Raw genomic sequence first — 16590 nt, 5'->3', positions numbered from 1 at the left:
TGACATATACGCACTGAACACTTCGCGGTTTTAGGCGTTATCGATCAACTCTTGATATTCGCTATCCGACAACAAATCATCCAACTCACTCGGATCATGAGGGGCAATCTTAAACAACCAACCACCGTCATAAGGTTCGTCATTGATCAATTCCGGTTCGTCTTCCAACGCCTCGTTAATTTCTACAATTTCGCCACTGACGGGAGCGTAAATCTCCGAAGCGGTTTTAACCGACTCCAACGACATGACATCTTCTTCGGCCGATACATCCGTCCCCAATTCCGGAAACGTCACGCTCATCAACTCGCCTAAAGAATCCTGAGCGAAGTCGGTAATCCCGACAACCGCATTTCCGTCTTCGTCTATATATACCCACTCATGGGTTTGGGCATATTTTAAATGGCTTGGTAAAACACTCATTCTCATTCTCCAACAACAACAAATTTATCGCAGAATAATACCATTAATGCGACTGACACAACTTAAAAAGCGGGCATTTTTAAGAATTATGTTCAATTACTTCGGTTACCACTTCCACTCGATTACGCCCATTCTGTTTGGCTTTATACAACGCCTGATCCACTCGTTTCAAAAACGTCTGTTCGCTATCCCAACGCGTCAGCTCGGTCACGCCGAAACTGATCGTAATCTTGGCCGGTACGTCGGATGTCGTTAACGAAGCGATATGCTCTTTCAACCTTTGAGCCAGTTGTTCCGCTTCTTGAGCCCCCGTTTCCGGCAGGATCACCAAAAACTCCTCCCCGCCATAACGGCATAAAATGTCGGTACTACGCAACAACCCCTGAATGGCCGTCGTAACCGCAACCAACACCTTATCCCCCACATCATGCCCGTACACGTCGTTAATGCGTTTGAAATGGTCGATATCGTACATAATCAACGAAACCGCTTTTTGATAACGTCGAGAACGCAAAATCTCCCGTTCCAACGATTGGTTGCAAGCCAAACGGTTTCCCGCTCCCGTCAATTCGTCGGTCACGGCCAACACCCGCAGCTCTTTCTCGTAAGCCTCTACCTGAGTGATATCCTGCATTAATACGTTATACAATTTTCCTTTAACGCCACTCATACGTTTGACCTTCACTAAGAAGGTATGGGGAACACCATTCCGTACAATTTTGACTTTATGCGACTTGTCCGGATGTTTCAAGACATAATCCAGCCAATACAGGCCATTCATTTTCTTATTTAAGAACCCTTCTTCCTCTTCAAACGCATCGCTGATGCAATCATGTTTTTGCAATAAGCTTTCTACACTGTCAAAATCGCTGAAAAAGTCCAGGAAGTGTTGATTAACGTCGACGCCGTGCCGGTCGTTGGCGATATAAATAATGTCCGAAACCGAATCGATAATTTGTCTGAAATATCGTTTTTCGCGATCCGAGTGAGATTTACTGACATAGATCACAAACAACAATAACAGTAATAAAATCCCGCTCAGGCTGATAACCAAATACTTCTGCAATACCCAAACGGCCTGACTGAAATCGATCCGCGCAATATCGGTAAAAGCCAACCAGTAAGCCAGCTCCTCTCCCCGACTGTTTTTAACCGGATAAACCGTCACCACGTAAGGCGGCATTAAGGCATAGTCCCGAATCGACACCATCTGATCCGCACCGGTCTTTTTCAGGAGTTGCAGCAAGTCGGGATCCGCACCGGAATTCGTCACATAATATCCGTCCACAAACTGTCCGGTAATGGCTTTAGTCAGCTGCGGCTGAAAACGTTTATCCGTCAGTAAAATGGATTTAACGCCGTCCTGTTCCTGCAGTCGCTCCACCAAAGGATCGAATTGAGTAATGACCTCCAACAATCCCAACATTTGATTTTTATCGTTAATCACCGGCACCATTGATTTAAACGAAATCGTAAAACGGCCGACACTGATCGTTTGTTTCGGCTTCGGGTCTCGCAACATCGCCGCCATTTCCGGGCGAATAGCCGCTAAATCGTCTCCCGTCTTATCGGTCCAACTTCGATAAATGCTGTGACCTTTTGCGTCGATCAGCTGTACCCAAAAATCTTTAAAGCCGTCATGCTTATTAATTTTCTCCACCAAACCGGTCAATTTTTGGTGTAAAGCGTCATTCGGACGAACAAGCAAAACTTCGATAAACGGATTTTCCGAAAGACTCATTGCCAGCGTCATTGAAGCATGCTGCTGATTGCGGATTAGCGATTGAATTTGTGTATGATTCTGCTGCTGATACTCGACAAAAACCTGATGTTTTAATTTTTGCTCCGCATAGTCGTAAACATACTTGACGACCACCAACGCAAAAACCAGCAAGATCAGCAACACCAATACAGAAGTTAAATACTTCCTCACAAATCCCACCATTTTGTTATGGATAATAGCCACCATTCTGCGCTCAGAAAAAAAAAGATTCAACCCTTAACGCAATCAAATTACTTAATACTTACATTGAATTAAGAATGCTTATAAAGCAAAAATCCCGTTCCCTTAATCTATCGCCGTCGATCCGCCTTAAAGATATGTTCAAAACTGCGAAATCGTCGCCGTTACCACTCCCCATATCACCATATCCGCTTCTTCCCTTACTAAAATCGGAGGATAATTGTCATTCTCCGGCACCAACCAGGTTCCGGTGGATTTCACCGACAGGCGTTTCACCGTCAGTTCACCGTCCAACGCCGCAATCACTATTTTGCCGTCAGAGGGTTGTATGCTGCGATCCACCACCAGAATGTCGCCGTCCTGAATTCCGGCTTTCTGCATCGAATCACCCTCCACCACCAACAAGAAAGTCGCGTCCTTGTTGCGCACCAATTTTTCATTTAAATCCAGCGTAGCTTCGATATAGTCATCCGCCGGGCTGGGAAACCCCGCGACCACCTTATGACTGAACAACGGCAACTCCACATGACTGTCATTGGCGGGCTGATGCACCGAAAACGCCGACTTCTCCAATAAGCCCGTCCAATCCCGAATGCCATTTTCCCGACCTTCCAACCAGCTTTGAATTCGTTCGACCTTCGATTCCGGAACCCGGATTACCTTGGTCGGTTCACCAAACTTACCGCTGCCTTTTTTGCGCCCCGCACCGGTTCGCAAACCGCCATGTCTTTTTTTGTCATCGCCCATATACGCTTCTTTTTGAATACTGTTACAATATTCATAATAGTAATCCATTTCGGACTTTTTTCAAAGCGATCATTTACGGAGTCACACCGATGCCGACCTTTGCCCTGATAGACGGCAACTCTTTTTACGCTTCCTGCCAAATTGCCTTTGAGCCGGGCTTACAGCATCGGCCGGTGGTCGTCCTGTCGAATAACGACGGCTGCATCGTCGCCGCCAACCAATATGCCAAGGAACTGGACCAGAAACTTGTACGACAACTGGGTTCCGGCGGTTATCATGCCGCCCGACCGGACAGCATGATGTTTCAACCCTATTTCAAAGTTGCCAAACTACTGAAACAACACAATACGGCGGTATTCAGCTCCAATTACGAACTCTATGCCGACATGAGCCAACGCATGCACCGCATCATCGGCCAGTTTTCACCGCATCAGGAGATCTATTCCATTGACGAAAGCTTTCTGGAACTCGGCGACCTAAGGATTGAAAATCTCACCGCCTACGCCCAACAAATCAAACAGCGCGTCAAACAGTGGATCGGTATTCCGGTCGCGGTCGGCATCGGTCCGAGCAAAACCTTAGCGAAACTCGCAAACCACTTGGCTAAAAAACAAGCCAACCTAGACGGCGTTCTCGACTTCACCGCCCTCTCTACAAGCACGCAGACGACTTTGTTAAAACAAGTAGAGGTCGGCAAGGTATGGGGCGTAGGCAAAAAATTGAGCCAACAACTGCAAGCCAAACAAATTCACAGTGCCTACGATTTACAGCAGGCTTGTCCGAAGTCGATTCGCAAACAATTTTCCGTTCAAGTCGAACGCATCGTATTGGAATTGAACGGCCAAGCCTGCTTCCGCCTCAATGAAACTCACGCCGACAAACAACAGATCATCTCTTCACGTTCGTTCGGCGAACTGGTAACCCATTACGATTTCATGAAACAGGCCGTCGCCAGCTATGCGGCCACCGCCGCCCAAAAATTGCGTCGACAAAACGGGGTCTGCCAAAAAATCAACGTCTACATCACGACGCCGCGTTTTCAAACCGATCGGCCTCAATATCGCAACGTTTATCAAATCCCGCTGATCTATCCGACCGACAACAGCGTCTTAATCACCAAGGTCGCTATCAAAGCGCTCAACCACATTTGGCGAGAAGGCTTCGCTTACCAAAAAGCCGCCGTCACACTCGCGGAGATTTCAACCAAGGGCGCTCTGCAAACCGATCTGTTCGCACCCGATCCGCGTTACTCGGGCAACCCTAAATCCGACCGGATGATGCAGGTAATGGATCAACTCAACCTCAAGATGGGCAAAGGCACCTTAAGCCTCGCTAACAGCGGCCTGCAACAACAGACCCATTGGAAGATGAACCGCAACCTGATGTCGCCGCGCTACACCACCCGTTGGCAGGAGCTGCTCAGGGTCAAAGCCACTCTTTGACACGACCAAAATGAGCATCGATCCGAATAACGGATTGATGCTCCATTGCAAATCCCAATAACAGTCGACGATACAGGACTCTCATAGCGGGCCGACTTCTTGTATAATTTCATAGCAATGGATCGACTTATCCGATAAAACCATTACATAATTCACGGAAACATAAGCCGCTTAATCGTAAAGTTCGCTAAGGGAGCACACATTTTGCACTATCAAGGAATCTCCGACTACCAACACGGTTCAGAAACCGCGACCGGCATTTTAATTACCAACCTTGGCACTCCCGACGCCCCCACCAAAGAAGCGCTAAAACCTTACTTGAAAGAGTTCCTGATGGATCCGCGCGTGGTCGAACCACCTCCGGCACGCTGGCTTTGGAAATTGATTTTGAATGGCATTATCTTGAATACACGTCCGGCTAAATCGGCCGAAGCCTATGCGACGGTATGGGATTCCGAAGGCCCCGGCGCTCCGTTATTGAATATCAGCCAACGCCAAGTAGACGCGATTGCCGAACAGGTTCGCCCGCACTTTCAAGGTCGCGTCGAATTCGAACTGGGAATGCGTTACGGCAACCCGTCGATTCCGAGCGCCCTGAAAAAGTTGCAAGGCAAAGGCTGCCAGCGACTGTTGGTACTACCTCTCTATCCACAATATGCCGCTGCGACCAGTGCCTCTACTTTCGATGCGGTCACGGCCGAACTGCAGACCTGGCGCTGGATTCCGGAATTGCGTTTCGTCAACAAATACCATCGTCATCCCGGATACATCAAAGCCTTGGCCAACTCGATCCGAGAATATCAGGCAGAACACGGCAAACCACAACTGTTGGTGATGTCTTACCATGGCATCCCGCAACGCTATCTGGACAATGGCGACCCTTATCATTGCGAATGCCACGTCACTTCCCGCTTGGTCGCAGAAGAACTGGGATTGAGCAAAGACGAATACAAGGTCACCTTTCAATCGCGTTTCGGCAAAGAAGAGTGGATCAAACCTTATACCGACGAAACCATGATGGCACTACCGAAAGCGGGGATTAAGGATATTCAAGTCATCTGCCCGGGCTTCTCGGCCGACTGTTTGGAAACCATCGAAGAGATCGGCGAAGAGAACCGCGAATACTTTGAAGAAGCCGGCGGTGAAAAATTCGGCTACATTCCTTGTTTGAACGACCGTTCCGACCATACCGACGCTTTGGCTCAAGTCATATTGCAGCACACGATGGGTTGGTACGAGCGTGACGGCTTTGATGCGGAAGTCGACCGCCAAGAGCGCGAAACCGTTAAACAGAACGCGCAAGCAATGGGCTGCCCTTTCTAACAACACGCCCAATGCCCGGTTAGAGCATATCCAGCCGGGCTTATTTCAGGCAAACCCACTATTCCTGCGACGGTTCGAGATTAAGATACTCCGCCTCAAAAGTCTGCGCATCCACCGGTGGACTCATCAGATAGCCCTGATAAAAATCACACCCTTTCAACCTCAAAAACTCGCGCTGAAACTCGGTTTCCACACCTTCCGCAAGAACGTCCAGATGCAGGTTGTGTCCCATAGAGATAATGGTGTTGACGATCTGCATGCCGGCTTCGTCGTGTGGAATATCGTCTACAAATTGTTTATCGATTTTCAAGACGTCCAAAGGCAACGCTTTCAAATACGCCAAAGAAGAATACCCGGTTCCGAAATCATCGATCGCAATTTTCACTCCAAGCCCGCGCAATTGATCGAATAGAGAAATCGCCCCCTCTCCAATTGTCAACAGGCCGCCTTCGGTAATCTCAAGTTCCAGCATTTCCGCCGGCAATCCGGTATCGGATAAGGCTTTCATCACCGTCGCCAGCATATCCCTGTACACCATTTGTTTGGGCGCGACATTCACCGCGAAGACCAATCCTTCAACGCCCCGGTCATGCCACTGTTTAACCTGCCGACACGTTTCGTTAAGCACCCACTCACCAATATCGGCAATCAAACCGGACTCTTCCGCCACCCCGATGAAATAGGCAGGAGACATTAACCCGAGTTCGGGATGTTGCCACCTCACAAGCGCCTCCGCACCGATGATTTTGCCGCTGAAGACCTCAACCTGAGGCTGATAATAGACTCTTAATTGATTGTTCTTAATGGCGCTTTTCAGCTCGACTTCAATCGTAATACGTTCCTGCGCCTTATAGGTCATTTCCGAACTGAAATATTCAAAGCTACCGCTCTTTTCCTGCTTGGATAAATAAAGTGCACTATCGGCGTGTTGCATCAAGGTATCCGGATCCTGTCCATGATCCGGAAACAGACTGATTCCGATGCTACAGCCCACACTGACCGTCTGCCTTTTCCCCGCCAGAGTAATCGGTTCGGAAATCGCGTCAATCAGTTTTCGGGCTATTCGCGCCGCATCGTCCGCATGACTTAAATCATCCAGCAAGATCGCAAATTCGTCTCCGCCAAAGCGTGCAATAAAATCAGTTTCGCGAATACAGCCGCGCAAGATTTTAGCGACCTCCATCAGCACTTCATCTCCGGCGCCATGCCCGAAACTGTCGTTCACCTCTTTAAAGCGATCCAAATCCAACATTAAAACAGCCAACAAGGTTTCTCTGCGCTTACTGTGCTGAATCGCATAATCCAAGTTCACCATAAACTTTTGGCGGTTTGGCAAAGCGGTCAGAACATCATGAAACGAAATAAAATCCAACTCCGCTTCGGAAGCTTTGACCTTGGAAATATCGGCAAACACACCAATATAATTTTCCACCTCACCTTCATCGTTTCTCAATTCGGTGATCGTCAACCATTCGGGAATAAGTTCACCGCTTTTACTTCGATTCCAAATTTCACCTTGCCAATACCCCTTTTGAACCAACTCGCCCCAAAGCTGCTGATAAAATTCCGGATCGTGCTTACCGGAATGAAGAATTCTAGGCGTATTCCCGATCGCCTCTTCCTCCGTATATCCCAAAATGTCCGTAAAAGCCTTGTTTACGGAGACGATCCGCCTTTGCGGGTCGGTCACCATAATACCTTCACCGGCGTACTCAAACACCTTGGCCGACAGCTTCAAAGTTCTTTCGGTTTTCAGCTTATCGGTAATGTCCAACAACATACAATGCGTGCGCACATGATTATCATGCGTCTGGGAGGTCTGGCCGGTAACTTCAACATCCCTGACCGAACCATCCTTTCTGACAATCTGAAAAGTTTTCTGATGCACTTCACCCAACGCCAGAAAATTAGCGAATTCTTGTTGAAACCCGCCTCTATCGGAAGCAAGCATAAATTCTTCAAAAGATCGATCTTTAACCTTATCCGCTTCTTCAGGGTCAAAACCGAATAAAGATAACCAGGCCTCGTTCATCTCCGCAATCTTGCCGTCTTCGCCAAGCGACTGATAAGCAACCGGTGCCTTGGCAAACAGATGGTGAAAACGCTTTTCACTGACGTTCAGATCATCGTAAGCTCTTTTTAAAAGTACAATTTGGTAAAGCTCCGAACCGAACAATTTAATCGTCTCGACATCAAATTCATCGTAATCCGTCTGCGCATTACCGACCCCGATAATCATTCTCACCAACCCCTGATGGAAGATCGGTACGCTCATGAACCGTTTTAATGTCGAATGCCCTTCCGGCAACCCTGTTTTATTCTCGGCTGCAGCGTAATCATTAATAACGACCGCCTCACCCTTGCGAATGCAGTCCGCCCATATTCCCGCCTTCTCCACCGGATAATGACTGTCGTACATCGCGGTACAATGATTCTTTAGAGTATTACTGCTCCAAGTCACAAACCCGATCGAGTTTTGATCCTCATCCACAAAATGCACAAACCCGATCTGGCTTAACGACAAAGCCTCAATCTGATTCATAGCCATTTCCATTAAGGCCTTTTCATCCAAACTCGGCGCTTTCAATATCAACTCGAATAACGCCTGGGTACGCAGTAAGGTTTTCTGCTGAACTTTTTCATGTTCAAATTGCCGGGTGATGTCCGTGAGCAAGCAGTGAACCCGCTTTTCTTCGGTCACCGAATCTTGTGAAATACTGACTTGAAAACGGGTTAAACGCCGACTGCCGTCTTTACGAATGATTTTTAAATTATGCTCGGCATCCTGAGTTTGCATCAACACCTCGGCACAATCTCCATAGGACGAAGCGTCATTACAATCCATAAAGTCGGTATAGTGCCTACCAATCACCTCTTCACACTCGTACTCAAACAAGTCACACCAAGCATTATTGACATCGACAATATTGCCTTGCTGATTAAGCAGCTGATACGCAACCGGTGCATCCATAAATAAGCTAATGAAATACTTTTGACTCGCTTCTAAAAAATCCTGCCGCTCCTCAATCAATTCCGCTTCGCGCCTAGCCCGCTCAGTCTTTAAAATGCGAATCAGCATGAACCCGATCAAAAGCAGTGCCAACACCCCGATTGCGGCCACCCAAAACAACAACTGATAGAGTGGCTTATACACCTCTTTACGATCGATTTTAGCCACTATAATCCAATCGGTATCGTCAATTTTCTGGTAATTCAAAAAGATCGGTTGTTGTCGATAATCGATGCTTTGGAAAAACCCTTCCTGCATGCCTTTGTCCAGGTGCTCGAAAATCCTTTTCAATGTTCGCTTCGGACGCTCAAGGCGAAGGAACTCCGTAGATTCACCGTTTGTAAACTTAGGCGGGTTCAACACGACCCCGCGATCGCCATCACGGGCGACTAATAAGGTTTCCGCCGTGTCACTCGCGGTTGGCCAATCTTGCATAAAGGGGATTAAAAAACTACGTGGATCGACATGAAGGACCAGCTCCCCAACCAACTCTCCTTGCCCGGAAGATTGATCGATCAGGGGCGCGACGATATCAAGATGAAAATTTTCATCATCAAAAAAGATTTCGGTATGCACTTCTTCAGGATCTTTACCCTCATTACCGGATTTATCGAAATAACCAGCGGTAGGATGAGCGCCATCAATCTTTCCAACTTGAATCAGAAGGTGACCAAAGGCATCGAATAAACTGATTTTGTCGTAATCATGGGCATCGGAGAATGCCTTAAAGCGACTGGAAAGAGCCTTTTCGGCATAACTACCGTGCTGTAAATTTTTTACCTGTTCAACAAATTGTGGTTGATGAGAAAAGGTTCGTGCATCGGCAATCCGTTGATTCAGCCAGGATTGAATGTGCTCGACTTTAAAGTGGGAAACGTCCTTTAACACCGTTTGAGTATTAAGAACAATTTGCTTTGATTGAGAATAATAAAGTCCGAAAAGAATAGCGAACAGCAACAACAACAAACCTACCCAGAGGCCTATAAAAGACAACTTAGAAGGTCCCGATTCAGGACGATTTGAAAATCGCAGCCGTTCCATAACGCCACCACGGAGAGGTTAATTTAAATCGATAGTATCATAATTACCTAGTAATCAATAGGGTTTATACGTATCCTGCAAGGAATATTTATGATACATATATCCTAAAACCATCTTCGTGAAGGCATTAAAGCGGACTTCGACGCCCTCCATCCACCGGAAGGGAAACACCGGTGGTATAGGGACTGTTCATCAAATACTGAACCGCCTGCCAAATCACATCCGGACCGGGTTCGACCCCCAACGAAGAGTGCGCAAGCCGTCGCTGCTTATACGCTTCGCTATCGTCGGAATGGAACAAAATCAATCCGGGCGCAATGTCATTCACTTTAATGTCGGGAGCAAACTTTTGGGCGAAGTTTCGGCCCATCGCCTGTAAAGCCGCTTTGCTCGCCAAGTAGGCGGCATAATCGCCATTGCTATGCGCCGCCGAGCTGTCCGACAAACTGATAATGTCTTTCAACGGACTCCGAGCGCTTTTCAAATAGGGCTGCAAAGCCAAATTCAGGCGGTAAGGTACCTCGACGTGCAATCGAAACATGTCGGCATACAACGACGGTTCTTTTTCAATCATCGCATCGTTGGCCCAGAGCGATGCATTATGAATGACCGCTCTAAGGCTTTTGACTTCCATTTCCATCAACGCCAACAACTCTTCGACGGAACGATCTTCGCTAAAATCGACCTGAATGCCGGTCGCCCCCAGCGATTCAAGTTCGTCAACCGCAGCGTGGCGGGTACGATAGGTGAAAACCACCGGAAACGTTCCTTGTTGCACAAAACGTTTAGCCAAATGCAGACCGATTCTCTGCCCTGCGCCTGAAATAAAAACCGCTTCCTCTAACATCGCTCTCTCTTGATTTGCTTGATTTGATTAAACCGCATGAATTTACCGGTAAGCACTGATACTGGATCGCAATGCCAGCTCCGCCGGATAAGGATGAAAAATAATCTGGGTTTGCAAATATTCCGAACCGTAATGATGGATAAATTGCTGTAAAACCTTAATGACGGCCACTAAAGGAATCAAACCTTCGCGAAACTCCTCCAAAGCATCGTGAAAAAAAACCTTCTCGTCGGCACTGACCTGCTTTTTGAAATAGCCGTACAAATGCTGCAATACATTAATCATCTGACCGCGTTTGGCCTTTTCGGCAATCGCCTGATGAAACAGTTCCGCATACTGCTGAAGTGCCGACGTTAAATTTGCCGAATCGGCTTGTGCGACAATCGGCCCCATCTGTCGATAAATCGCTTCATTTTTAGACATCAACAGATACTTGTGGTCGCGATGAAAACGTTGAAAGTCGGCCACATTCGGTTCCGACTCCAAAAACTCGCGCCAACGCGCCGCCGAAAAGACCTGCATCATAAAGTTCTCCCGCAACCAAGCATCCTGCAAACGCCCCTCTTCTTCAATCGCCAGATAAGGCAATGTCTTCTGCAAGTGTCCGGTAAACAATCCTTGCGTCATCGGGTCGTTGGAACCGAACCATTCGCCCGATTCGCGGTAAACTTTTATTCGCTCCAACCCGCAACTCGGCGAACGCGATTTGACCACGGCTCCGTCAACGTTTCGTTGCGCGATCAAGGCCACACACTTTTCCGCATAATCCTGCAAACCGTCGGTATAGTCCGTGTTGGACTTACTTCCCAATACACGAACTTGCCCTTTCACATCCACCAGTCGAATCGTCTCTCGCGGCGTGCCGATTACGGCGGCTTCCGGACAAAAAGGAACGAAATCTGCATACTTCGCCAGCTGATTTTTGACAAAGTCATCCTGGGCGTGGCCGCCGTTATAACGGCATTCCACTCCCTTCAAGCAATCCGAAACCGCAATCTTTAATCTGGGAAAGTCGTTTACCTGATGCATTTTCATCCCTCTTCATTCCACTTTGACATAAGCCTTCATTCCGCGTAGATTAATATTCAGCTTGAATCATCCGGCCCTAATGTCGTTTTAAATCATTATAGTATCGCTAAAGAAGTATATTATGAAATCGATCTTTTCCACGCTATTCATGCTGCTATTTTCCGCAAACCTCTATGCCGACGATTTACACGTAGGGCAAATGGCACCGGAGTTCTCGCTGACCGACCAGCACCATAAAACCCACCAACTGAAAGACTACCGCGGCAAATGGGTCGTACTCTACTTTTATCCCAAGGACGACACCCCGGGCTGCACCACCGAAGCCTGTAGTTTCCGGGACAACATCAATGCCCTCATCGCCAAACAGGCCGTGATACTGGGCGTCAGTGTCGACGGCATTGAACAGCACCAGGATTTTTCAAACAAATTCCAGTTACCGTTTAGCCTTCTATCCGATCCCGAAGGACAAGTTGCCAGACAATACAACGCCTTGCTTGATTTGAAAATCATTCGTTTCGCTAAGCGTCACAGCTTTATCATCGACCCGCAGGGGCGCATTGCTAAAATCTATCTGGATGTCGACCCGCAGCGTCATGTAGCGGATGTATTAGAAGATTTGACCGAGCTGCAAAACGACGAATCAGCCGAATAGATCGCCCTCCTCCCAGCACCCAAATCCGAGTATTTTGCTTGGTTTTTGGGTAGAATGACGACTTATCTGCAAAATCGATTACGCTTATTTTGAAACAAAAACGCTCTAATCGCGTTCCTATTAACAGTGTCATACAGTTTGTTCGTTTCAAAATTCGACTGAGTTAAGTCGGACGATTTCAGTTCCGTAAAGGTGACACCTCATCAAAATAAGGATTAACGTAATGGATAGTTTCAAAAAATGGTCTAGCCGATTGATTGTGGCAATCTGCCTACCGTTTATTTTCAGCCTGCAAAGTTGCGCCAAGGAGCCAGAAATGTCGACGCCAAACGAAAATGCCGTCACCAACATGCAAACCGACTTCATCGTTCTTGGAATGGGTTGCTTTTGGGGAGCGGAAAAACGCATGTCGGAAATACCCGGCGTAGTGGATGTCGAAAGCGGTTACGCGGGCGGAGATTTTAAAAAAGTCGGTTACTACGACGTATTGGGGCAGGAAAAAGCGCTGCAAATGGGCAAAGCCAAAGAACGTAATCACGCCGAAGTAGTGAAAGTGACCTTCAATCCCCAATTGGTCAGCCTGCAAACCATTCTGATCAAATTTTGGGAAAACCACAATCCGACACAGGGCGACCGTCAAGGCAATGACGTCGGCAGCAACTACCGCAGCGCCATCTATTACCATAACGAAGCCCAGAAAGCCGTCGCCTTACAAACACGCGACGTCTATCAACAGGCCTTAACCAAAGCCGGCTATCCGGCCATCACCACCGAGATCGCCGAACTGCGCAACTACAACTCCGCAGAAGACTACCATCAGGACTACCTGAAAAAGAACCCCAACGGCTACTGCGGTCTTGGTGGTACCGGCGTTGCCTACCCCGGTTCCGAAAACGCGGCCAAACCTCAACATCCTCAACTCAAAGCCGCCGACCTGAATGCCGAACGTCAATTGATTGTGTTTGAAGCCGAAGAGTGTGAATTCTGTAAATTATTCAAACGCGAAGTACTCGACAGCTGGAAATCGGAAGTGCCGATCGTCACCACCTTGAACCCGAATCCGCCTGAAGGTTGGGAGTTACAGAAAACCTTATTCGCCACCCCTACGATCGTGCTGTTTGAAAACGGCAAAGAGAAGTCGCGTTTCACCGGTTACAATGGCGATAAACCGCGTTTCTGGAAATGGTTGGGCTTTCAGTTGTTAACCCCCGATCAACAGCGTATCGCTTTTGAACAAGGGACCGAATACGCCTTTAGCGGTTCGCATCTGGACGAAAAACGTCCGGGAACTTTCGTCGACCCGATTACCGGTGCGGCCCTGTTCCGTAGCGACACCAAATTCGACAGCGGAACCGGTTGGCCGAGTTTCTTCAATCCGGTGGAAGGCGCGATTACCGAACATGAAGACCGTTCGCACGGCATGTTAAGAATCGAAGTGCGCAGCGCCAGTTCCGGCATTCATTTGGGCCATGTCTTCAACGACGGTCCGCCGCCGACATACAAACGCTACTGCATTAACGGTAATGTTTTGAAGTTTGTTCCGGACGAACAAAAATAAACCAACAGGCTGGGTAGAGATGTTTTTTCTACCTAGCCTGTTAAGTTTTAAACTTTAAATGGTAAAAACTAAATACCTAAGCAAGGCATCATCGTTCGTTTAAGATGCGCACTTCTCGCTGCGGGAACGGGATCGAAATCTGATTCTCGTGCAGTGTTTTCCAGATGATCATCAACAGATCCGAACCGACGCGGTTCTTACCATCGTCGATGCCCTCGATCCAATATTCCAACTGAAAGACCACGCCCGAATCGGCGAATTCAACGATTTCGCAATCCGGCAATTCCGGTTCCGTCAAAACTTGCGGATGCTGTTTGACGGCGTTCAGGATCAACTCCGGTATTTTTGGAATATCGGAATCATACGCCACCGAAAACTCCAAGGTATAACGTTGACGCGGGTCGTCATGCGTCCAATTGATAAAGGTACTGGTAATAAACCGTTCGTTGGGAACGACCACAATTTTACCGTCGTACGTTTCCAGCGAAGACGAACGCATCCCCATCTTTTTGAGCACACCGGTCTTGCCATCTTCCAATTCGATGTAGTTTCCGATCGCCATCGACTTGTCGAGCAGAATGATCATGCCCGAAATAAAGTTGGAGGCAATCTGCTGTAACCCGAAACCGATTCCAACCCCCAAGGCACCGCCGAATACCGCCAAAGCGGTCAGATTAATGCCGACCACGTTCAACAGCAACAGGAAGATCACCACAAACAGTGCAATCTCAAACAACTTGGCAAAGACTTCGCGACTGCGAATGTCCAACCCCTGCTTGTTGCGGATGATTTGCTGGCCGTACTGATTGGAAATTCGCCCTAACCAGAACAAAATCGACCCTAACACCAACAGCCTTAGAATCGCATACACCGATAAATTAACGTCGCCTATTTGAAACGCCAGACTTTTCAAATAGGCGACGGTCGCATCCAGCAAACCGAACAGGTACAAGGTCGCCATCGGCAACATCACCCACTTGAGCATCGTTTCAACAAAAAGGTGATTTACATAACGATGAACGCTGAAAAAGAGCGTGATTAACAACACCAATCCGAACGCGAATTTTAAAACCTCAAAATTCAAATCCGACTGTTCGAACAGGGTTCGGGAAAAACCCAGCAATAACAATGTGATAGCCGGCCACAGCCATTCTTTAACCACTTCTAACGGCTGGACGAACCATTTCTCTTCACGTTTGGAACCTTGCAGGATATGATTCAAAAAAGCCTTCATCCGGCCGCTGACATACCAGGCAACCAAAACGACGACGGCAATCGCCAGTAACTGCCAATAAAAATCGGCTTGGCCTGCCTTAGCGACCGCTTCCGATATAAAAGATTGCCATAGTTGTTCAATGCGTTCAAAATTCATACGACTTTGTATTCTCACGTTATAGATAGAGTATTGCCGCTAGATGACAATCCCCAATATAAAATCCAACCTTTTGATTTGGCTTATTTGTCTAATTATTCTGCCAATCCATTCTGCGCTCGCTCAAACCAACGATACGCCACCGGTCGCAGACATCCTCGGTTGGGTTGAACCGGTCTATGTCATGCCACTCAAGCAGAAAATCGAAGCCAAAATAGACAGCGGCGCCGACCACTCTTCATTGCACGCCACCGATATTGAATTAATCGATCGGCAACAAAAAACCTGGGTACGTTTCCGCAGCCTCAACCGGCAAACCGTCACATTGCCATTACTTCGCTACGCATCGATTAAACGCAAAGATTCGACACTGGAAAAAAGACCGGTCGTGCAACTAACGATCTGTCTGAATCGTCGGATACTGAACGTCGAAACCAACTTAGTCGATCGCGGACACTTTAAATATCCGATGCTGATAGGTCGTTCCGCATTGGCGAACGGGGTACTTATAGACCCCAACCGAACCGGTTTAACACAGCCGCAATGCGCCATTAAAACGCCCTCAACCCAAGTTAATTAACGCTTATTAACGGCTTTTAATGCGTTTACTCAGCACGCTGTTTGCTGTGTTTTCGGCCGGTTTATCCTGTTCTTTCGACTGGGTTTTACGCACCGGTTTTTGCAGGATCAAATTATTCGGATAAGCCAATTGATTTCCTTCTTTATCAATCAACAGCACATTGAATAAATTGATTTCGGTAATCACGCCTTTAACACTGTTAACACCGTCGATCACCTCGACTTCGTCACCGATTCTGGCCGGTAAACTGAAGAATACGATAATACTCGCGGTAATATTGCTCAAGATCGACCATTGCGCCACCAGGGCGACACCAATCACCGCCAGAACGGAAGATGCCACAACTAGCAGTGCCTGGTAATCGATCCCCCAGATTACCAATAAAACCACTAGCCAAACCACACTAATCAAGGTTCTGAAATAACGATAGACTTGATAAGCCCGGTCACGCGGCACGCCCTTGACATGCCCCAAGTTGAGAATCAGCTTTTTCACACCCCATCGCGTCAGCATAATCGCAAACGGAATCAACAAACTGATGCCTATCTGAATATAAGGCAGATTGGTCACTGAAATCACACCCACCCCCGAATACTAAAAAAAACG

General features: G+C 47.7%; 13 protein-coding genes. 5 read left to right on the top strand and 8 right to left on the bottom strand.

Translation table 11 applies throughout. The annotated features are described in order from the left end of the window. Positions 1-30: 30 nt before the first annotated feature. The 3 genes from gcvH to ABY044_RS01655 form a co-directional block, all read right to left on the bottom strand. Positions 31-420 (bottom strand): glycine cleavage system protein GcvH, encoded by a 390-nt coding sequence (gene gcvH, locus ABY044_RS01665; RefSeq protein ID WP_373017481.1) that lies wholly within the window; start codon positions 418-420, stop codon positions 31-33. A 79-nt stretch (positions 421-499) separates the two neighbouring features. Then, positions 500-2353: a diguanylate cyclase gene (locus ABY044_RS01660; RefSeq protein ID WP_373017479.1), complete on the bottom strand. Its 1854-nt coding sequence runs from the start codon at positions 2351-2353 to the stop codon at positions 500-502. A 171-nt stretch (positions 2354-2524) separates the two neighbouring features. Further along, positions 2525-3130: a LexA family protein gene (locus ABY044_RS01655; RefSeq protein WP_373017722.1), complete on the bottom strand. Its 606-nt coding sequence runs from the start codon at positions 3128-3130 to the stop codon at positions 2525-2527. Between the two features lie 89 nt (positions 3131-3219). Between ABY044_RS01655 and ABY044_RS01650 the strand changes: the two genes are divergently transcribed. Continuing rightward, positions 3220-4572: a Y-family DNA polymerase gene (locus ABY044_RS01650; protein ID WP_373017477.1), complete on the top strand. Its 1353-nt coding sequence runs from the start codon at positions 3220-3222 to the stop codon at positions 4570-4572. 204 nt (positions 4573-4776) lie between these two features. Continuing rightward, positions 4777-5895, top strand: coding sequence for a ferrochelatase (hemH, locus tag ABY044_RS01645; RefSeq protein ID WP_373017475.1), 1119 nt, complete (start codon positions 4777-4779; stop codon positions 5893-5895). 58 nt (positions 5896-5953) lie between these two features. On the opposite strand, the gene ABY044_RS01640 is transcribed toward hemH, so the two are convergent. The 3 genes from ABY044_RS01640 to ABY044_RS01630 all read right to left on the bottom strand — a co-directional run bounded on the left by ABY044_RS01640 (position 5954) and on the right by ABY044_RS01630 (position 11822). Next, positions 5954-9946 carry an EAL domain-containing protein gene (locus ABY044_RS01640; protein ID WP_373017473.1) on the bottom strand — a complete coding sequence of 1331 codons (3993 nt, stop codon included), beginning with the start codon at positions 9944-9946 and terminating at the stop codon, positions 5954-5956. A 127-nt stretch (positions 9947-10073) separates the two neighbouring features. Then, on the bottom strand, positions 10074-10793 hold the full coding sequence (folM, locus tag ABY044_RS01635) for a dihydromonapterin reductase (protein WP_373017471.1): 720 nt from the start codon (positions 10791-10793) through the stop codon (positions 10074-10076). A gap of 42 nt (positions 10794-10835) precedes the next feature. After that, positions 10836-11822: a YbgA family protein gene (locus ABY044_RS01630; protein ID WP_373017469.1), complete on the bottom strand. Its 987-nt coding sequence runs from the start codon at positions 11820-11822 to the stop codon at positions 10836-10838. A 121-nt stretch (positions 11823-11943) separates the two neighbouring features. Here ABY044_RS01630 and ABY044_RS01625 point away from each other — a divergent pair, with 121 nt between their 5' ends. Both ABY044_RS01625 and msrA read left to right on the top strand, forming a co-directional pair. After that, on the top strand, positions 11944-12474 hold the full coding sequence (locus ABY044_RS01625; protein ID WP_373017467.1) for a peroxiredoxin: 531 nt from the start codon (positions 11944-11946) through the stop codon (positions 12472-12474). 223 nt (positions 12475-12697) lie between these two features. Then, on the top strand, positions 12698-14032 hold the full coding sequence (gene msrA / locus ABY044_RS01620; RefSeq protein ID WP_373017465.1) for a peptide-methionine (S)-S-oxide reductase MsrA: 1335 nt from the start codon (positions 12698-12700) through the stop codon (positions 14030-14032). Positions 14033-14120: 88 nt separating this feature from the next. On the opposite strand, the gene ABY044_RS01615 is transcribed toward msrA, so the two are convergent. Then, positions 14121-15404, bottom strand: a complete 1284-nt coding sequence (locus tag ABY044_RS01615) for a mechanosensitive ion channel family protein (protein WP_373017463.1) — start codon at positions 15402-15404, stop codon at positions 14121-14123. Positions 15405-15447: 43 nt separating this feature from the next. Between ABY044_RS01615 and ABY044_RS01610 the strand changes: the two genes are divergently transcribed. Next, a complete protein-coding gene (locus ABY044_RS01610; protein ID WP_373017461.1) occupies positions 15448-15984 on the top strand; it encodes an ATP-dependent zinc protease in 537 nt (178 codons plus the stop codon). A 6-nt stretch (positions 15985-15990) separates the two neighbouring features. Here ABY044_RS01610 and ABY044_RS01605 read toward each other — a convergent pair whose 3' ends face one another. Continuing rightward, a complete protein-coding gene (locus ABY044_RS01605) occupies positions 15991-16563 on the bottom strand; it encodes a mechanosensitive ion channel domain-containing protein (protein ID WP_373017459.1) in 573 nt (190 codons plus the stop codon). Positions 16564-16590: the final 27 nt, after the last annotated feature.

The sequence above is a fragment of the Thiomicrorhabdus sp. genome, from assembly GCF_041583835.1.
Lineage (GTDB): Bacteria > Pseudomonadota > Gammaproteobacteria > Thiomicrospirales > Thiomicrospiraceae > Thiomicrorhabdus.
The sequence above is the reverse complement of the archived record's forward strand: the minus strand, read 5'-3'. Positions and strand labels throughout refer to the sequence as shown.